Annotated in this window: 19 protein-coding genes; 8 read left to right on the forward strand and 11 right to left on the reverse strand. The window is 60.6% G+C overall.

The features are described from left to right. Positions 1 to 125: 125 nt before the first annotated feature. On the reverse strand, positions 126 to 1010 hold the full coding sequence (gene prpB, locus BMY45_RS17955) for a methylisocitrate lyase (protein ID WP_047228278.1): 885 nt from the start codon (positions 1008 to 1010) through the stop codon (positions 126 to 128). Then, complete coding sequence (locus BMY45_RS17960; protein WP_092399895.1) at positions 1007 to 1720, reverse strand: GntR family transcriptional regulator; 714 nt, start codon at positions 1718 to 1720, stop codon at positions 1007 to 1009. Before BMY45_RS17960 ends, prpB begins: the two co-directional genes overlap by 4 nt. A gap of 283 nt (positions 1721 to 2003) precedes the next feature. On the opposite strand from BMY45_RS17960, the gene BMY45_RS17965 reads away from it, so the two are divergent. The 4 genes from BMY45_RS17965 to pabB all read left to right on the forward strand — a co-directional run bounded on the left by BMY45_RS17965 (position 2004) and on the right by pabB (position 6679). Beyond that, the gene (locus BMY45_RS17965; protein ID WP_092399897.1) at positions 2004 to 2540 is read left to right on the forward strand and encodes a retropepsin-like aspartic peptidase RloA; all 537 of its coding nucleotides are present in this window, start codon (positions 2004 to 2006) and stop codon (positions 2538 to 2540) included. A 5-nt stretch (positions 2541 to 2545) separates the two neighbouring features. Continuing rightward, positions 2546 to 4078: an osmotic stress tolerance membrane protein RloB gene (locus BMY45_RS17970; protein ID WP_092399899.1), complete on the forward strand. Its 1533-nt coding sequence runs from the start codon at positions 2546 to 2548 to the stop codon at positions 4076 to 4078. Continuing rightward, positions 4078 to 5064, forward strand: coding sequence for an alpha-L-glutamate ligase-like protein (locus BMY45_RS17975; RefSeq protein WP_092399901.1), 987 nt, complete (start codon positions 4078 to 4080; stop codon positions 5062 to 5064). Before BMY45_RS17970 ends, BMY45_RS17975 begins: the two co-directional genes overlap by 1 nt. A gap of 271 nt (positions 5065 to 5335) precedes the next feature. Beyond that, the gene (gene pabB / locus BMY45_RS17980; protein ID WP_092399903.1) at positions 5336 to 6679 is read left to right on the forward strand and encodes an aminodeoxychorismate synthase component I; all 1344 of its coding nucleotides are present in this window, start codon (positions 5336 to 5338) and stop codon (positions 6677 to 6679) included. Positions 6680 to 6802: 123 nt separating this feature from the next. On the opposite strand, the gene thrH is transcribed toward pabB, so the two are convergent. Continuing rightward, entirely contained in the window at positions 6803 to 7420 is a 618-nt protein-coding gene (gene thrH / locus BMY45_RS17985) for a bifunctional phosphoserine phosphatase/homoserine phosphotransferase ThrH (RefSeq protein ID WP_092399905.1), read from the reverse strand. Positions 7421 to 7754: 334 nt separating this feature from the next. Between thrH and BMY45_RS17990 the strand changes: the two genes are divergently transcribed. Together BMY45_RS17990 and BMY45_RS17995 are read left to right on the forward strand one after the other, a co-directional pair. After that, the gene (locus tag BMY45_RS17990) at positions 7755 to 8495 is read left to right on the forward strand and encodes a phosphoadenylyl-sulfate reductase (RefSeq protein WP_092399907.1); all 741 of its coding nucleotides are present in this window, start codon (positions 7755 to 7757) and stop codon (positions 8493 to 8495) included. A 41-nt stretch (positions 8496 to 8536) separates the two neighbouring features. After that, the gene (locus BMY45_RS17995) at positions 8537 to 9265 is read left to right on the forward strand and encodes an aspartate/glutamate racemase family protein (protein ID WP_092399909.1); all 729 of its coding nucleotides are present in this window, start codon (positions 8537 to 8539) and stop codon (positions 9263 to 9265) included. Between the two features lie 146 nt (positions 9266 to 9411). On the opposite strand, the gene BMY45_RS18000 is transcribed toward BMY45_RS17995, so the two are convergent. Further along, positions 9412 to 10335: a LysR family transcriptional regulator gene (locus BMY45_RS18000; protein WP_092399911.1), complete on the reverse strand. Its 924-nt coding sequence runs from the start codon at positions 10333 to 10335 to the stop codon at positions 9412 to 9414. Positions 10336 to 10461: 126 nt separating this feature from the next. On the opposite strand from BMY45_RS18000, the gene BMY45_RS18005 reads away from it, so the two are divergent. After that, positions 10462 to 11208, forward strand: coding sequence for a 3-oxoacyl-ACP reductase family protein (locus BMY45_RS18005; RefSeq protein WP_092399913.1), 747 nt, complete (start codon positions 10462 to 10464; stop codon positions 11206 to 11208). A gap of 69 nt (positions 11209 to 11277) precedes the next feature. Here the strand turns inward: BMY45_RS18005 and BMY45_RS18010 are convergent, their stop codons facing one another. The 6 genes from BMY45_RS18010 to BMY45_RS18035 form a co-directional block, all read right to left on the reverse strand. Then, positions 11278 to 11973 carry an HAD-IA family hydrolase gene (locus tag BMY45_RS18010; RefSeq protein WP_092399915.1) on the reverse strand — a complete coding sequence of 232 codons (696 nt, stop codon included), beginning with the start codon at positions 11971 to 11973 and terminating at the stop codon, positions 11278 to 11280. 196 nt (positions 11974 to 12169) lie between these two features. Beyond that, on the reverse strand, positions 12170 to 12550 hold the full coding sequence (locus BMY45_RS18015; RefSeq protein WP_092399917.1) for a hypothetical protein: 381 nt from the start codon (positions 12548 to 12550) through the stop codon (positions 12170 to 12172). Between the two features lie 90 nt (positions 12551 to 12640). Then, positions 12641 to 12844 (reverse strand): hypothetical protein, encoded by a 204-nt coding sequence (locus tag BMY45_RS18020; protein WP_092399919.1) that lies wholly within the window; start codon positions 12842 to 12844, stop codon positions 12641 to 12643. 69 nt (positions 12845 to 12913) lie between these two features. Then, a complete protein-coding gene (locus tag BMY45_RS28195) occupies positions 12914 to 13081 on the reverse strand; it encodes a hypothetical protein (protein ID WP_171061338.1) in 168 nt (55 codons plus the stop codon). 223 nt (positions 13082 to 13304) lie between these two features. Then, positions 13305 to 13727 carry a glycine zipper domain-containing protein gene (locus tag BMY45_RS18025; protein WP_092399921.1) on the reverse strand — a complete coding sequence of 141 codons (423 nt, stop codon included), beginning with the start codon at positions 13725 to 13727 and terminating at the stop codon, positions 13305 to 13307. A 772-nt stretch (positions 13728 to 14499) separates the two neighbouring features. Further along, positions 14500 to 16689 (reverse strand): response regulator, encoded by a 2190-nt coding sequence (locus tag BMY45_RS18035; RefSeq protein WP_092399923.1) that lies wholly within the window; start codon positions 16687 to 16689, stop codon positions 14500 to 14502. A 312-nt stretch (positions 16690 to 17001) separates the two neighbouring features. On the opposite strand from BMY45_RS18035, the gene BMY45_RS18040 reads away from it, so the two are divergent. Then, on the forward strand, positions 17002 to 17280 hold the full coding sequence (locus BMY45_RS18040; RefSeq protein ID WP_092399925.1) for a short-chain dehydrogenase: 279 nt from the start codon (positions 17002 to 17004) through the stop codon (positions 17278 to 17280). Positions 17281 to 17335: 55 nt separating this feature from the next. Here the strand turns inward: BMY45_RS18040 and BMY45_RS18045 are convergent, their stop codons facing one another. Then, positions 17336 to 19033, reverse strand: coding sequence for an L-lactate permease (locus BMY45_RS18045; protein ID WP_092399927.1), 1698 nt, complete (start codon positions 19031 to 19033; stop codon positions 17336 to 17338). Positions 19034 to 19144: the final 111 nt, after the last annotated feature.

Consider the following 19144-nt stretch of genomic DNA (forward strand, 5'->3'; position numbering starts at 1 on the left):
TGTCTCCCGTTTTTAGATTTGTAGAGAATGGGGGGAAAGATCGCAGCCTCGTTGCACTCGGCAGCTCCTACAGGGCGTTGCTCGGCAATGTAGGAGCTGTCGAGCGAAGCGAGGCTGCGATGGTTTCATTTTTTCGCCGCGAACAACGCATCGAGCTTCTGCTCGAAGGTGTGGTAGTCGATGCGATCGTAAAGCTCCATGCGAGTCTGCATGGTGTCGATGACGTTCTGTTGCGTGCCGTCGCGGCGGATCGCCGTGTAGACGTTCTCGGCCGCTTTGTTCATGGCGCGGAACGCCGACAGCGGGTACAGCACCAGGGATACGTCGGCGCCCGCCAGTTGTTCGGTGGTGTACAGCGGTGTCGCGCCAAATTCCGTGATGTTGGCCAGGATCGGCGCTTTCACGCGGCTGGCGAACAGCTTGTACATCTCAAGTTCGGTAATGGCTTCCGGGAAGATCATGTCGGCGCCGGCCTCGATGCATGCGGCGGCGCGGTCCAGGGCCGATTCCAAGCCCTCCACGGCCAGGGCATCGGTACGGGCCATGATCACGAAGCTGTCATCGGTGCGCGCGTCGACGGCGGCTTTGATGCGGTCGACCATTTCCTGTTGCGAGACGATCTCTTTGTTCGGACGGTGGCCGCAGCGCTTGGCGCCGACCTGGTCTTCAATATGAATGGCCGCCGCGCCGAACTTGATCATCGACTTGACCGTGCGAGCCACGTTGAACGCCGAGGAGCCAAACCCGGTGTCCACGTCCACCAGCAACGGCAGGTCGCAGACGTCGGTGATACGGCGCACATCGGTCAGCACGTCATCCAGGCCGGTGATGCCCAGGTCCGGCACGCCGAGGGAGCCGGCCGCCACGCCGCCGCCCGACAGGTAGATCGCCTTGAAACCGGCGCGTTTGGCCAGCAGCGCGTGGTTGGCGTTGATCGTGCCCACCACTTGCAGCGGATGCTCGTTGGCGACCGCATCGCGAAAACGCTGGCCTGGAGTGCTGTTGCTCATGACTCACCTCGTTCAGTGGCGGCGCTGTCCTGGAAATGACGCGCGATGTTGCGTTTGGAAGCGCCGATGTGTCGGCGCATCAATAATTCAGCCAGTTCACCGTCACGGTCGGCGATGGCATCAAGAATTCTGTGGTGCTCGGCAAAGGCCTGGCGCGGACGGTTGGGCGTAGTGGAAAACTGGATGCGGTACATGCGCACCAATTGATACAGCTCGCCGCAGAGCATCTGCGTCAGGGTACGGTTGCCGCTGCCCTGGATGATCCGGTAATGGAAGTCGAAGTCGCCTTCCTGCTGGTAATAGCCGACACCCGCCTGGAACGCCGCGTCACGCTCATGGGTTTCCAGGACCCTCCGCAACTCATCGATTTCCTCCAGGGTCATTCGCTCGGCCGCCAGACGGCAGGCCATACCCTCCAGGGACTCGCGGATTTCGTAGAGCTCCAGCAATTCGGCATGGCTCAAGGACACCACCCTGGCGCCCACATGAGGCACCCGCACCAGCAGGCGCTGGCCTTCCAGGCGATGGATGGCCTCGCGTAGCGGGCCGCGACTGATGCCATAGGTGCGTGCCAGTTCGGGCTCGGAAATCTTGCTGCCAGGGGCAATATCGCCCCGCACGATGGCGGCCTGGATACGCCGGAAGACGTTCTCGGAAAGAGTTTCCGATTCTTCCTGGGGCAGGACTGGGGATTCCAGCTGATCGAGCATATTGTCGACACCTTCCAAATCTATGAGGCAAAAACTAACCAATCAACACCAATACGTCAAAGACAAATTCGATATTGTCGACAATCGTCTAATGAGCGCCCCTGACCTAACCGGGTACGTCGGATAATCGGTAGCGTCCGGACGGCGGTGGCGTCAGAAAAACACCGTGCTAGAATGCCGCCGCCATTTGCCGCTCTGCTTCTATTAGAGAAGGCACCCCAGGGAGCTTGTGCAGTAATGCCAGGGCCTGAACCGACGAACGGAACACTGTGCATCAGGATTTATGACACTCAAGCCCTTATCTGCTGTCCTTTGCTTCATGTGCCTGCCGGGGCTTGCCCTGGCGGGTGAAAAAACCGTGTACGGCCTCAATGAATACGCCGCCCTGCAGGGCATCGACCTGGAAGTGGCCGCCAAGCTGGACACCGGCGCCAAAACCGCTTCGCTCAGCGCCCGGGACATCAAGCGCTTCAAACGCGATGGCGAATCCTGGGTGCGCTTTTACCTGGCCATCGACGCGGCGCATTCGCATCCCATCGAACGTCCGCTGGCACGGGTCAGCAAGATCAAACGCCGCGCCGGTGACTATGACCCCGAAGAAGGCAAGAACTACACGGCTCGGCCGGTCATCGAACTGGACATCTGCATGGGCTCGGCCCTGCGCAGCATCGAAGTAAACCTCACCGACCGCAGTGCTTTCCAATACCCGCTACTGATCGGCTCCGAAGCCCTCAAACGCTTCGACGCGCTGGTCGACCCCAGTCTCAAATACGCTGCCGGCAAACCCGCCTGCGCCAATGCCGCTCAAACCGCAGAGTAATTCCAATGCGCTCTCTTACCCTCCATTTGAAAATGCTGATCGCCATCCTGGTGGTGCTGGGCCTGTCGGTGACGGCCTATCAGATTTTCGTGCTCGGCATCCCGGTGACCGAAGACGCCACCGACGACTTGTGGAACATCGACGCCAAGATCGAGTTCGTCCCCAATGCCAAGGATCCGGTGAAGATCCAGATGTTCGTGCCGCCACTGAGCATGGACTATGTCAGCCTCAACGAGAGCTTCATTTCCAATAACTACGGTGTGGCGGTGAACCGGGTGGACGGTAACCGCAAGGTCACGTGGTCGGCTCGTCGGGCCAAGGGCAACCAGACGCTGTATTACCGCCTGGTGCTGACCAAGCGCTACACCTCGGAAAAATCCAAGATCAAGGGCCCGACCTTCCGCGACAGCATCGCCGTCGAGGGCCCCGAGAAGCTGGCCGCCGAAGCCCTGCTCGCGCCGATCCGCCAGCACTCGGCCGACGTCGAGACCTTCATCAGCGAAGCGATCAAACGGGTCAACAACCCCAACGATGACAACGTCAAGCTGCTGCTGGCTGGCGATCCGTCCATAGCCAGTAAGGCCAGAGTCGTCGAACTGGTGCTGTCTATCGCCCACGTGCCCGTGGAGAAGGTCCATACCATCCGCCTGGTCGCCGACCAACCGCAGTCGCCTGAACTGTGGCTGCGCAGTTTCAACGGCACCGACTGGCTGTATTTCAACCCGGATACTGCTGAGCGGGGCCTGCCCAGCGACCGCCTGCTGTGGTGGACCGGTGATGAAAACCTGATCACCGTCGATGGCGGCAAAAAAGCCACCGTCACCTTCACCATGAACAACAGCGAAATGAACGCCATTCGCCTGGCCAAGCTGACGGACGAAAACACCGACGCCAGCTTCCTCGAATACTCGCTCTACGGCCTGCCGCTGCAAACCCAGCAGACGTTCATGATCATGGTGATGATCCCGATCGGCGTGCTGGTGATTCTGGTGCTGCGCAACTTGATCGGCCTGCAGACCCTGGGCACGTTCACACCGGTGTTGATCGCCCTGGCCTTCCGCGAAACCCAACTGGGCTTCGGCATCATCCTGTTCACTATCATCACGACGCTGGGCCTGTCACTGCGCTCCTATCTGGAACACCTCAAGCTGCAAATGCTGCCAAGGCTGTCGGTGGTACTGACATTCGTGGTGGTGCTGATCGCCGCCATCAGCCTGTTCAGCCACAAGCTGGGCCTGGAACGCGGGCTGTCGGTCGCGCTGTTCCCGATGGTGATTCTGACCATGACCATCGAACGCCTGTCCATTACCTGGGAAGAACGCGGCGCCAGCCACGCCATGAAGGTGGCCATCGGCACCCTGTTCGCCGCCGCCCTAGCGCACCTGATCATGAGCGTGCCGGAACTGATCTACTTCGTGTTCACCTTCCCGGCCATCCTGCTGATTCTGGTAGGTTTCATGCTGGCCATGGGGCGCTACCGCGGCTACCGCCTGACCGAGCTGGTGCGGTTCAAGGCCTTCCTCAAGGCTGACTCATAATGTTCGGCCTGTGGAAGACCTGGAAGGCCCTGGAGGCCCGGGGCATCATGGGCATCAACCGGCGTAACGCCGACTATGTGCTCAAATACAACAAGCGCAGCCTGTACCCGATCGTCGATGACAAGATCATCACCAAGGAACGGGCCATCGCTGCCGGTATCCATGTGCCAGAGCTGTACGGGGTGATCTCCACCGAGAAGGAAATCGAGAAGCTCGACGAGATCATCGGCGGGCGAACCGACTTCGTGATCAAGCCGGCCCAGGGCGCGGGTGGCGACGGCATCATCGTCATTGCCGACCGCTTCGAGGGCCGCTATCGCACGGTGTCCGGCAAGATCATCAGCCATGAAGAAATCGAACACCATGTGTCCAGCATCCTTACCGGTCTGTACTCTCTGGGTGGGCATCGGGACCGGGCACTGATCGAATATCGCGTGACGCCGGACCAGATCTTCAAGAGCATCAGCTATGAAGGCGTACCGGACATTCGCATCATCGTACTGATGGGCTATCCGGTGATGGCCATGCTGCGCTTGCCGACCCGCCAGTCCGGCGGCAAGGCCAACCTGCACCAAGGCGCCATCGGCGTGGGTGTCGACCTTGCCACCGGCCTGACCCTGCGCGGCACCTGGCTGAACAACATCATCACCAAACACCCTGACACCACCAACGCGGTGGACGGCGTGCAACTGCCCTACTGGGACGGTTTCATGAAACTGGCCGCCGGTTGCTACGAACTGTGTGGGCTGGGGTACATCGGCGTGGACATGGTGCTGGATCAGGAGAAAGGCCCGTTGATCCTGGAACTCAACGCCCGACCGGGTCTGAACATCCAGATCGCCAACGACTGCGGCCTGACCTTGCGCACCCATGCAGTGGAAGCCCGCCTGGAAGAACTCAAGGCCCGTGGTGTAGTTGAGACCGTCGAGGAGCGCGTGGCGTTTGCCCAGGAGTTGTTTGGGCATATTCCACCCGTCGAGGGTTGAAATACCCCCTGTAGGAGCTGCCGAGTTCAACGAGGCTGCGATCTTTTGATCTTGATCTTTCGCTTAAGACTCAAGTGTCTGGGGAAAGATCGCAGCCTCGTTGCACTCGACAGCTCCTACAGGGTCGCTTCGCTACCAGCGGCAGGGAGCTAGCTCGCCATGGAGATCTTCAATAGCCCCCAACTTGCCCATCTCCGACATCCCCCTAGGAGCAAATCCTACAGAGGGATTACAATCGCCACCCCGCCTGAACGGCTGACCCACCCCGCCCATGCCAACCTGCTCTGTACACCCGCTGCCTTACCGCGCCAACCCCGCCGAGTATTTCGCGGTGATCCGTCATGCCCCGGGCAGTGTACTGCTCGACAGCGGCCGGCCGAGTGCCGAACGCGGGCGCTATGATTTGCTCAGTGCCTGGCCGCTGGAGCAGCTAGCGGTGTTGTCAGGTGAGAGCGGTGCCGATTTCCTGCAACGCTTGCGTATTCATCTGACGCAGTTGGGCCGAGCTGTACTGCCGGCCTCGGTGCAATTGCCTTTCGCTGGCGGCCTGATCGGCTACCTGAGCTACGACTTTGGCCGACATCTGGAAACCCTGCCGTCCCACGCCAAAGACGATCTGCACCTGCCCGACGCGCGGTTCGGTGTGTACGACTGGGCACTGGTCACCGACCATCAGGCCGGGACCAGCCAGTTGGTGTTTCACCCTCACTGCACCGACAGCGAACGCCAGCGCCTGATGGTGCTCTTCAGCCAGCCGACCTCAGCACCTGTGACCGCCTTCAGCCTTGAAGCGCCCATGGCGCCCGACCTCCATAGCGATGCCTATCGACAGGCCTTCGAACGGATCCAGGCGTATATCCAGGCCGGCGACTGCTACCAGGTCAACTTTGCCCAGCGCTTCCGCGCCCCGTGCCAAGGCGATGCCTGGGCCGCCTACCAGGCGCTGCGGGCGGCTTGCCCGACGCCGTTTTCCGGCTTCCAGAGCTTGCCAGACGGCGGCGCGGTGCTGAGTCTGTCACCCGAGCGTTTCGTCAAGGTCAGCGAAGGTCATGTGGAGACCCGACCGATCAAGGGCACCCGCCCACGCGGGGCAACCCCTGACGAAGACGCCGCCCATGCCGCTGAGCTGCTGGCCAGCCCCAAGGACCGGGCGGAAAACCTGATGATCGTCGATCTGTTGCGCAACGACCTGGGCCGCACCTGCCGCGTCGGCTCGGTGCGCGTGCCGGAGTTGTTCAGCCTGGAAAGCTATCCCAACGTCCACCATCTGGTCAGCAGCGTGACGGGCGAGCTGGCCGACGCCAAGGATGCCCTGGACTTGATCGCAGGCAGCTTCCCCGGCGGCTCGATCACCGGCGCACCGAAAATCCGCGCCATGCAGATCATCGACGAACTCGAACCGACCCGCCGCGGACTGTATTGCGGCTCGTTGCTGTACCTGGACGTACGCGGAGAGATGGACAGCTCCATCGCCATCCGCAGCTTGCTGGTCAAGGATGGGCAAGTGTGTTGCTGGGGCGGCGGCGGGATTGTCGCAGATTCGGATTGGCAGGCTGAGTACCAGGAGTCGATTACCAAGGTTCGGGTGTTGCTCGACACCCTACAGAAGCTGTAACCCCTGTGTAGGAGCTGCCGAAGGCTGCGATCTTTTGATCTTTCGCTCAAGACTCAAGTGTCTGGGAAAAGGCCAAAAGATCAAAAGATCGCAGCCTTCGGCAGCTCCTACAGGGGGCGGTGTTTACAGGCTTAAGTTGCGGTTCGAAGCCTTGAGGAACTCCTGCTTGAGCTCGGCAAAACTGTGCACTGCCGGGAATTGCGGGAACTCTTGAATCACATTGTCCGGCGCATGGAACAGAATCCCGGCATCGGCTTCACCCAGCATCGTGGTGTCATTGTAGGAATCCCCCGCCGCAATCACCCGGTAGTACAGGCTCTTGAAGGCCAATACCGACTGGCGCTTGGGATCTTTCTGACGCAGTTGGTAGCCGGTTACCCGCCCGCTGTCATCGGTAATCAGACGATGGCAGAGCAACGTCGGGAAACCCAACTGACGCATCAACGGCTGGGAGAATTCGTAGAAGGTGTCGGAAAGAATCACCACCTGGAAGCGCTCGCGCAGCCAGTCGACAAACTCAATGGCGCCGTCCAGCGGCTTGAGGGTGGCGATGACTTCTTGGATATCGGCGAGCTTGAGGCCATGCTCATCAAGGATGCGCAACCGTTGCTTCATCAACACGTCGTAGTCGGGAATGTCCCGCGTGGTCGCCCTGAGGGATTGAATACCGGTTTTTTCAGCGAAGGCGATCCAGATTTCCGGGACCAGCACACCTTCCAGGTCGAGACAGGCAATTTCCACAAGACACTCCCATTTTTTTTGATGTTTATCGGTTGAGCGAACAAAAGGACTGCCGACTCTAGTGTCCTGTTTCGCAAATACGTTCCTTTTTTGACGAGTGGCTGTTTTCGTCAAGCAAGGCGCCGCGACGAGTCATAGCCCGCTATGGCGAGGAGCGGCAACGCAGCATGACGACAACAGACGCCGTCAAAAAGGAACAGTATTTATGATACAGGACACTAGCCATTCGCCGATGCCTGCGCAACGCACAGGAGCGCGCCAGCCCCGACAGCTTTTGGTACCATCAGCCCCATATAGAGCGCCCAGCGCCACCGACCTGTAGGAAGCCGCCCTGATGAGCCCATCGTTTGACGTCGTGGAACTCGCCACGACCTATGCCAACAAGTCCCCACAGGACATCCTCAAACTGGCCTTCGCCGAATTCGGCGATGACCTGTGGATATCGTTCAGCGGCGCCGAAGACGTGGTGCTGGTGGACATGGCCTGGAAGCTGAACAAGAACGTCAAGGTGTTCAGCCTCGACACCGGTCGCCTGCACCCGGAAACCTATCGGTTCATCGAGCAGGTGCGCGAGCACTACAAGATCGATATCGAACTGATCTCGCCGGACCCTGCGAAACTCGAGCCTTTCGTGAAGGAAAAAGGCCTGTTCAGTTTCTACAAGGACGGTCACGGTGAGTGCTGCGGCATTCGCAAGATCGAACCGCTGCGGCGCAAGCTGTCCGATGTCCGCGCCTGGGCCACCGGCCAGCGTCGCGACCAGAGCCCCGGCACCCGCAGCCAGGTGGCCGTGCTGGAAATCGACACAGCGTTTTCCACTCCGGAACGCACCCTGTACAAATTCAACCCGTTGTCGCAGATGACCAGCGAAGAAGTCTGGGGCTACATCCGCATGCTGGAGTTGCCCTACAACAGCCTGCATGAACGCGGATTCATCAGCATCGGCTGCGAGCCCTGCACCCGCCCGGTGCTGCCGAACCAACACGAACGCGAAGGCCGCTGGTGGTGGGAAGAAGCCACGCAGAAGGAATGCGGGCTGCACGCCGGCAATATCATCAGTAAATCCAAGGCCTGAGAACCGCAGCTCCTGCACTTAATGATGAGGAAGGACAGCTCGTGCGAATTCTTGTAGTCAACGTCAACACCACCGACTCCATCACCCAGGCCATCGCCCGGCAGGCCCAGGCCGTGGCCGCACCGGGCACCGAGATCGTCGGACTCACGCCGTACTTCGGTGCCGACTCCATCGAAGGCAATTTCGAAAGCTACCTGGCCGCCATCGCGGTGATGGACCGGGTGATGGCCTACGATCAACCGTTTGATGCGGTGATCCAGGCCGGTTACGGCGAACATGGCCGCGAAGGCTTGCAGGAACTGCTCAATGTACCGGTGGTGGACATCACCGACGCTGGCGCCAGCACCGCGATGTTCCTGGGCCACGCCTATTCGGTGGTCACCACCCTGGACCGCACCGTGCCGCTGATCGAAGACCGCCTCAAGCTCTCCGGCCTGTTCGCTCGCTGCGCCTCGGTACGCGCCAGTGGCCTGGCAGTGCTGGAGCTTGAGCAAGACCCGCAACGGGCGGTCGAGGCCATCGTGCAACAGGCAGAACTGGCGGTCAGTCAGGACAAGGCCGAAGTGATCTGCCTGGGTTGCGGTGGCATGGCCGGGCTCGATGAGCAGATCCGCCAGCGCACTGGGGTGCCGGTGGTCGATGGTGTGACGGCGGCGGTGACCATTGCCGAATCCCTGGTGCGGTTGGGCTTGACCACCTCGAAAGTGCGCACCTATGCCACGCCTCGGCCCAAGACCATCATCGGTTGGCCGGGGCGGTTTGGGCGGTGAGTTCACAGCACTAGAGCGCATCGCCCCCATCGCGAGCAGGCTCGCTCCCACACTGGTTTTTACGGCGACCACATATTTTGCGACAGCCAAAAACCTTGTGGGAGCGAGCCTGCTCGCGATGGGACCAACTCGGTCCAAAGCCAAACTCAAACCGCACTGAACCGCTCCCCCAACCCCTGCTCGGCAAACTGTTCGATGATGAAGTCCACAAACGCCCGGGTCTTGCCCGGCAGCAGTTTGTGCTCGGCGTAGTAGATGGAAATGTTGCCATCGTCGACGTACCAATCCGGCAGCACCCGCTGCAACGCCCCCGATTGCAGATAAGGAACCGCCACCGGCATGCTCACCAGGCCGATGCCCAGCCCTTGGATGGCGGCGGCGCAGTCGGCTTCAGAGTCACTCATGGTCATGCGGGCCTTGAGCATGAGCGGGCTGTGCTGTCGTGTGCGGCTGGTCAGTTGCCATGAACGGATACGTCCGGTCTGGGGTGAACGGATCAGGATGCCCTGATGGTGCGCCAGATCTTCCGGTTCAATCACCGGCGCATGGCTTTGTACATAGCCCTTCGAGGCAACCAATACGCGATGAGCCACGGCCAGTTTGCGCGCCACCACCCCCTGGGGCAGTTCGAAACCGCCGCCAATGGCCGCATCGAAACCTTGGCCGATCAGGTCCACCTGGCGGTTATCGAAATGCCAGTCCGGATTGATCGCCGGATAGCGCTGCAAGAACGCCCCCAGCAACGGCACCACATACAGTCGACCGAACGCCTTGCCCATGCTCACTTTCAAGGTGCCAGCCGGTTGCCCGCCGGCACTGGCCAGGTTGGCGACCGCGTTCTGGATCGTATTGAAGCTGGTGCCGACTTCTGTGAGGAATAGCTGACCGGCTTCGGTCAGCGTCAGGCTGCGGGTACTGCGCTGGAACAGGCGTACCCCCAACCGCGCTTCGAGCTTGGCCACGCTTTTACCTACTGCCGCAGGGGTCACGCTCAAGCGCCGTGCAGCCTCGGCAAAACTGCCGACTTCGGCGCTGCGCACAAAGCATTCGATACTGCTGAAGGTTTCCATAAGGGCCACTCTAAACTTTTGGTTTACACAGACTGTATCTGTAAGCCTCTACTCAACCCAACACCAAATCCCGATACTCGCGCCATCAACCGCGGGCATTCCGCCCCGGCACGTTTGGAGAACATCATGAGCACTCAAACACTGAGCGGTAAAGTCGCCTTGATCCAGGGCGGTTCCCGCGGTATCGGCGCCGCCATCGTCAAGCGCCTGGCAGCCGAAGGCGCCGCCGTAGCCTTCACCTACGTCAGCTCCGCGGCCAAGTCCGAAGAACTGCAGAACAGTATTATCGCAGCCGGCGGCAAGGCCCTGGCGATCAAGGCCGACAGCGCCGACGCAGAGGCCATCCGCAACGCCGTCAATGCCACCGTCGACGCCTTTGGCCGGCTGGACATCCTGGTCAACAACGCTGGTGTACTGGCGATGGCGCCGCTGGACGAATTCAAGCTCGAGGATTTTGACCAGACCCTGGCCATCAACGTGCGCAGCGTATTCATCGCCACCCAGGCAGCGGCTCGGCACATGGGTGAAGGTGGACGAATCATCAATATCGGCAGCACCAACGCCGACCGCATGCCCTTCACCGGCGGCGCCGCCTATGCCATGAGCAAGTCCGCGCTGGTGGGCCTGACCAAAGGCCTGGCTCGCGACCTCGGCCCGCGCGGCATCACCGTCAACAACGTGCAGCCCGGCCCGGTGGACACCGACATGAACCCGGCCGACGGCGATTTCGCCGCGAGCCTGATGGCGTTGATGGCGGTCGGTCGCTATGGCACCGTCGACGAAATCGCCAGTTTCGTCGCCTACCTGGCAGGCCCGCAAGCGGCTTACATCACTGGCGCCAGCCTGACCATCGATGGGGGGTTCGGCGCCTGATTCAGGCCATAAAAAAACGCCGGTCATGGGTAAAACCATGACCGGCGTTCTGTTGTGTTACGTGCGTCGTCAGGCCCACTCCAGCTCTGGCAAACCGCACAGGCTCGGCTGGAAGATCTTCAGGGAGCGGATGATCGCGTCGGCATGCGCGTATTTTTCGTCGGCCATGGCCGAGTCCGGAATGGCAATGGCGGTCATCCCCGCCGCTTTCGCCGCGGTCACGCCGAACGGTGAGTCTTCGAACACCAGGCAATCGCGAGGTGCAACGCCCAGGCGACGGGCTGCGGTGAGGAAGATATCCGGTGCCGGTTTCGCCGCGCCGACCTCCGGGTCATCGGCGGTGACGATGAAATCGAACAGCGCGAACCAGTCCCGGTGCAGCGTGGTTTTGAGCGCAAACGACTGGCTCGACGAACTGGTGCCCACCGCAATCGGAACATCATGGGCTTTCAAATGCCGCACCAGTTCTTCAGCGCCAGGCATCGCCAGGGCGTGAGGAAAGCGTTCGCGCATCAAGGGCTCGCGGATCACCAGGAATTCTTCCGGGGTGATCGGCAATTCCAGCGCCTGAACGACATAACGGGCCAGATCCCCGGCCCCGCGTCCGATGATGTTCTGCTTGACGCTCCAGTCAAACGTGCGCCCGTAACGCTCGGCGATGATGGACGTCACCTCGGTGTAAATGCCCTCGGTGTCCAGCAACAGCCCATCCATGTCGAATATCACAGCCTTGATCGGGCCAAACTCTTGCAGCGGTGCTTTCATGGCATCTGATCCGTTATCACAAGGTTCCAGAGATGGCTCAGGTTTGGCCAGGGCAATGTGTTCGCCTTAAAGGATTCAGCAGGATAACGAGAGAGGCTTGGCAGAGGCAACGGTAAATCTGGGTGAACGACGGGTGCAGCGAGGGAGCTTGCTCCCTCGCCATCACAAGGATCAGGTTACATTGATGGGCGATGCGTTATTGGCTCGAACCACTGGAACCACTGGAACCACTCGAGCCGCCGTCACCGGAGCTCCCACCGCCGTCGAGGGTTCCGGATCCGGTTCCACTGCTGGAGGCATCGCCGCCCATGGAACTGCCACCGCTCATTGAGCCGCTGCCGGTACCCGGGCTGGTGCTGCTGCCGGTGGCATCGTCGCCATTACCCCCTTGCACCGAGCCAGGCGGCAAGGCATTGGCGTTATCACCCGTATTGGAGCCGGCCTCCATCTCGGTGGAAGGTGGCATCCCGCCCTTATCTACGGGGGGATTGCCGTCTGTAGACTGTGCAAAAACTGCCACGGAACTGATCGACAGAATCCCGGCCAGGGTCAGCGCGGTCACATTTGATTTCATCATGGTGAGTCTCCCTTTTTAAGGTTACCTACCTGATGTGTGGCAATCGCGCCTTGCCAATGGTGCCGATGAATCGACGGGCGGAACCGGCAATCAGCTCGGCTCGCCGGAGGCGTCTTTACCGGCAATGTCCGGATCGTCCGGGCTCGCCTCAATATCCTCATCCTCACTCGGCACCTGCTCTACCCCGGCTTCGTCGTCAGGCGGCCGCTGATCCCGGCTCAGGGAGTCGGTTGGCGAGGGCAGCGGGTATTCCGGGGTTTCATCGTCGTCAGGGACAGGCGAATCGGCAGTCATGGCAACCTCCTGATGACGGGACAACACGTCATGCAGTTTTGAGAATACTGGCGGTCAGCTTGAGCGACTTCAATCGTAGGACTCGTCCTCGATCTCAGCGTCTTCAACCTCTTCACCCTCGATCAAGGGCACCTGGGCGTCGTCCATCAGCGAGCCTGGATCTTCATTGCCCGGATCATTGACGAAAGGAACGCCCGACGGGCCTTTTTCTTCCGTACCTTCGGTTTCCGGCGTCATGACGCACCTCGCAATTGCTGATGGATGTATGAATTCGAGGTGCAGCGGGGGGAAACGTTCCGGATAAATAACCACGCAAAGAAAACGCCCGACACCTCGTGGCGAGGGAGCTTGCTCCCGCTGGGTGGCGCAGCCGCCCCAAAAACTGTGAGCAGACCAGCCGCAAACCCCGGAGAACAAAAAACCCGGCTCAAGGCCGGGTCTTTCTCATCCAAACATCAGCTTAGCGATGCTTGTTCTTATGCTTGTTCTTGTGTTTGTGCTTCTTGCCGCCAGAGTGACCATCGTTATCATTGGACAAGTTGCTACCCAGCGCGCCACCGGCCGCGCCGCCAATGCCCGCGCCGATGGTGGAACCGGTGGAACCGCCCAGACTATTACCCACAATCGAACCGCCGGCCGAACCCAAGCCACCACCAATGGCCGCTTCCGTACGGCTGCCCTTACGCGCCCCCACCGCACTGCCGGCCGCCCCCCCGACACCGGCACCGATCGCCGCGCCTGTGCTGCCGCCCATCTGCTGACCCACCACATTACCCAACGCACCGCCCAGACCACCGCCAACCGCAGCCGTACCGTCTCCAGCGGCCATCGCGCCTTGAGCAACCACAAGCCCAAGCACCAAGGTGGATAAAGTCAAACGCATGATAGAAACCTCAAGAATGCCGCATCGGGGAAAGATGGCCGGTACGCGCGGGCGTCAGTCTACGCCAGATAGCGTCGGGCCATGTCAGTTGGACAACAAACGGAGGGGTAGTTTTATGACAGGCAAAAAAAAGCCCGCTGGGGAAACGGGCAGGTATTGCGGTACTGCTTTCTAACGGATGAGCCAAGATTACGCGCCCGCTTGTGAAAGAAACGTGAAAGAAACCGTTGCTGGAAAAAAGATGGAAAATATTTATGCCAGAGGCTGGAAGGGTGTCGTGGCGAGAGGGCTTGCTCCCGCTCGGCTGAGCAGCAGGCGCTAGTACTGCCAGGGGTATTATTCAAGGGTGGGGGGCTGCTACGCAGCCCAGCGGGAGCAAGCTCCCTCGCCACGATGACAGGGCTGCATTGTCGGGTGGTAACGTTACTTTCTGACCGGGACCCTGGGCAAAAACTTGGCCTTTTCCCCTCGCGGCACTTTGGACACCTTGGTCCTGATGGATTTGATCGGTTCGTCGCCAAAGTCTGCTCTATAGGCCGATTGACCACACTGCAAACCTTCATTGATCGGATATGCAGCTCCGTTATCCTCGCTGTACGGTGCTCCCATCGCCTTTCCCCTTTTCGTCGAGGCCCACACCGGCAACAACCCGTTGCCTGAAAAATATCGGCCTTCACGACCTTGAGACTAGTCGGTCATCAACGGACTGATGATTCAGGAAAGCGATTGGCCGACGAATGGAGCTGCGTGATTTGCGCACGACCAGCTTCATTCAATCCGCCCCCGCCATCGTGCGACTTAAAATCCGGGCAAGCTGATCGGCCGAATAGGGCTTGGATAGAAACTCGAAATCCTCATGGCCACGGTGGGCCAGCTCCTCGCTGTAACCCGAGGTCAGAACCACCGGCAGATCCGGGCGGCGGCGGCGCAGAGCCTTGGCCAGGGCAATACCGCTGATGCCGGGCATGACGACGTCGGAGAATATCGCGTCGAACGCCATCGCATCCGGGCCAACCATGTCCAGTGCCTCCTCGGCGTTGGTGGCCCAGGCCGTTTCGTAGCCCAGATCCTGCAGGATCTGATTGGCAAACCGCCCGACCTCCAGGTTGTCCTCCACGATCAACACCCGACGCTTGCCCTTTTCCAGCAGCAAGGGCGTGGTTTCCTCGCGGATGGGCTCATGAACTTCTTCAGGCTCGACTTCCGGCAGGTACAAGGTAAACACCGTACCCTCCCCAACCACGGTCGACACATCAACATTGCCGCCAGACTGTTTGGCAAAGCCGAACACTTGCGACAAGCCCAGCCCGGTGCCCTTGCCCACGTCCTTGGTGGTAAAGAACGGCTCGAAAATATGCTCCAGGACTTCTGCCGTAATACCGGTGCCGGTGTCCGCCAGGGCAATCGCGGCAAAGGACTGCCCGGCCCCCGCGTGACCACGGATCGGCGGCATGCCAGCGCCGCCAATGAGCCGCAGCGACAGCGTGCCTTGCCCGTCCATGGCATCCCTGGCATTGAGGGCCATATTGATCAGCGCCGTTTCAAACTGACTCAAGTCAGCGCGGATGTAACAAGGTCGGTCGCTCAGCTCAACCTTGACCTGAATCCGCGCCCCCGTAACGGTTTGCAGCATGTCACCGAGGCTTTGCACCTGCTTGCGCACATCGATGACTTGCGGTTTCAACGGCTGACGCCGGGCGAAGGCGAGCAACTGGCTGGTCAGCTTGGCGGCACGCTCCACCGTCTCGGAAACCGCCGTCATGTAGCGTTTGCGACGCTCATCAGACAGGTTGGGCATGCGCAGAAAGTCGACGGAGGAACGAATGATCGTCAGCAGGTTGTTGAAGTCGTGGGCCACGCCGCCAGTGAGCTGGCCGATGGCTTCAAGTTTCTGCGACTGACGCAGCGCCGCTTCGGTCTGTTTCAGGCGCGCGGTGCGTTCCTCGACCCGCTCTTCCAGCGTCGCGTTCAGCTCCGCCAGGGCCGCCAGGCCCTGACGCACCGCGGCGTCCGCCCGGGTGCGCTCGATGTGCGCCCAGGATCGCTCGGTCACTTCCATCAGCAGCGCCAGATCGTTGCTGGACCAGACCCGCGGCGTTTTATCGTGGATGGCCATCAATGCGGTCAAACGTCCGTTCTTGATCAGCGGAACGCAAATGGTCGCGGCGATACCGATCGCCTGGAACGTCGCCGCTTCCTCGGGCGCCAGCTCCTTGAGGTTATCGTTAACCACCAGTGGCTTGCCGGCCCGCAGGTTGGCAACCGCCAGCCGACCGAAATCCGCCAGCCGGTAATGCCCGACAATACTGGGTGACCCCGCCCGGGCCCAATCACCGCGAATGGTGAAGCCATCCTCGTCTTCATCCATATCCGCATAGGCGCAGTTGGACAGGTTCAGGTGCGCCGCCAGAATCCGCGTGGTGGTGGCCATGATGGCCTGCGGCTCGGTGGCATTGGCCACGGCATTACCGATGGCATCCAGCACCGCCAGGCGCTGGGTCATGAACACCGTGGAAGTGGTCTCGGTGACCGTGTCCAGCATGCCCACCACCTTGCCAAACTGATCACGGATGGGGCTGTAGCAGAACGTGAAATACGCCTGTTCCAGGCCGCCGCCACGCTCAATGATCAGGGGGAAATTCTCGATGTAAGTCGCCTGCCCCTCGAAGGCCGCCCGCACAATCGGGCCAATGTCGCTCCAGACTTCCTTCCACACCTCATCAAAGCGCCGGCCCAGGGCTTGGGGTTTATTGCCGAGGATGGGCACGAAGGCATCGTTGTACAACGTGATCAGGTCCGGCCCCCATATGATGGCTTGGGGAAAATGCGAGGCGAGGCTCAGCGCTACGGTGGTCTTCAGCACATCGGGCCACTGCTTCGGCGGCCCGAGCGGGCTGGCCTCCCAGTCATGGCCGCGGACCCGTTCAGCCATCTCTCCATAGCTTTGCAGCCAGTCTGTCATTGCGATCGATCCTTCTCAGCCGCCAATACGATCAGGGGGAAGCGGTTGTGACCCCAAGCCGGGCCGTATTATCCCGCGCCGGGTGGGAATGCGCGATTGGATTGTGGGATGTGTAGGGCTGTAAATGGGGGTGGAATGGCGAAACTGGCTGATTGAGCTACGGAAATATCCCACATGTCATTGGGAAACCTCCGCGCTATCAATCCCTTGCGTAGTTTTTGCGGTGGCGCCTATAGTCTGGGCGTCGCCCAAATGGCGAACGAGTTTGGCGACTCGACTGACACAATTCCTACAACAGCACAAGGAATTGATATGAACCAATACATGAGCCTTACCAGCAACGCCGACGACCAACCCCTTTACGTCGATACCTGCGCCCCGCTACACATCCTGCTCGATGCAGCCGCCTACCGAATCCGTGCCGCTACTCAATTCCTTGAGAACTTTGCGATGCGTGATGAACAGAGCGTCGACCCTGTGACCCTTCAGGATTTGGCACAGCTTTGCTGCATTCCGTTGCGTGACGGTTGCGACGTGATGGATGTGATTGCAAGGCGGCTGGATGCGGCGCCGGCGGGTTCCACGCTTTAAAGCGTCGGAAACCACAACAAGGCTGCCCGCCCCATCGACGGGCAGCCTGCAGGCTTCAGGACTTCGTCAGCGGATCGCTGATCCCCAGCAAATAAAAGCCAATCATGCCGATGATACCGGCCAGGACGATGTAGTACAGCGTGGGCAGCATGGTCTTGCGCAGGGTGATGCCTTCGCGACCCAGCAGGCCGACTGTCGCCGATGCCGCCACCACGTTATGGATGGCGATCATGTTACCGGCCGCTGCGCCCACCGATTGCAACGCCACCATCAGCGCGCCAGAGATGCCCAACAGTTGCGCGGTGTTGAACTGGAACTGCGCCAGCATCAGGTTGGAGACGGTGTTGGAACCGGCAATGAATGCGCCCAGTGCGCCCACTGCCGGGGCGAAGAACGGGTACACGCTGCCGACGCTGTCTGCGACCAGCCGCGCCATTGCCACCGGCATCGACACCAGGTCCGATCCGTTCACCCCTGAGTTGATCAGGATACGCACCATCGGGATGGTGAAGATCAACACGAAACCGGCGCCCAGCAAGGTTTTGCTCGATTCGCTCACGGCCGCGACCAGTTCACTGACGCGCATGCGGTGCAGGAAGAATGTCATCAGCGCAACTACGCAGAGCAAGCCACCCGGCAGGTAGAGCAACTCCAGGCTGGCGGACACGCCCGTTTCACCCAGAATGTCCTTCGCGCCGAAGCTCAAGGACAGCAGCCAGGCCTTCAGTGGTGGAATGTTGCGCGACAGCACCAACAGCACGGCCAGCAGCACATAGGGTGCCCAGGCCAGGGGGACGGAAATCGCTTTCTTGCCGGCCATGTCGTCGAGTTTCATCTCGATGGAGCCCATCCACTCCACAGGCCACTCGCTGGCCGGGGCAAAATCCCAGGTGGTCTTGGGCAACAGGAAGCGGGCTTTGGCCGCTGGGATCACAATGCTCAGGCCCACCAGGGCACCGATCATCGAGGGAAATTCCGGACCGAGGAACACGCCGGCAGCCGCGTAAGGAATGACGAAGGCCAGGCCGGTGAAGATCGCAAACGGCGCCATGACCAGACCTTCGCGCCAGGATTGGTTCTTGCCGAAGAAGCGGGTCATGATGCTGATCATGATCAGCGGCATGAGAATCCCGCAAAGGGCATGGATGATCGCCACCCGCGAGACGATCAGCTGGAAGAACACCTCCCAGTTGCTGCCCACAGCAGCCAGTTGCGTACCGAGACCGGTCTGGTCAAGACCAGCCGTGACCCCGACCACCATGGGTGTGCCGACAGCGCCGAAAGACACTGGCGTGGACTGCACCAGCATGCCGAGCACCACGGCGGCCATGGCCGGGAAGCCCAACGCAACCATCAACGGCGCGACGACCGCCGCCGGTGTACCAAAGCCCGAGGCGCCCTCGATGAAACAGCCGAACAGCCAGGCCACGATCAGCGCCTGGACCCGACGGTCCGGGCTGATATTGGCAAAGCCGCGGCGAATGGAACTGATGCCGCCGGAATGCTTGAGGGTGTTGAGCAATAGAATGGCACCGAACACAATCCACAGGATCGCCGCCGTGAGCACCAGGCCCTGCAGCGAGGACGCCAGGACCCGATTCAACGTCATGTCCCAGGCCCCAAGGCCGATCAGCGCCGTCAGTACGAAGACCACCGGCATGGCGTATTTGGCTGGCCAGCGAAAGCCAATCAGTAACACGCCCGCCAGTACCAGCGGCACGAAGGCCAGGATGGACAGCAGTGTTTGACTCATGGTTTTGGTTCCTTTTTATTGTTGTGAACCACACAGTTTGCCGGGGGTATCCGGCGCCACGCATCCAGAGCACGTGTGCTCCGCGAAACCGCGTCGACAAGGGGTCACCCG

This window comes from Pseudomonas sp. NFACC39-1 (assembly GCF_900110355.1).
GTDB classification, from domain to species: Bacteria; Pseudomonadota; Gammaproteobacteria; order Pseudomonadales; family Pseudomonadaceae; genus Aquipseudomonas; species Aquipseudomonas tehranensis.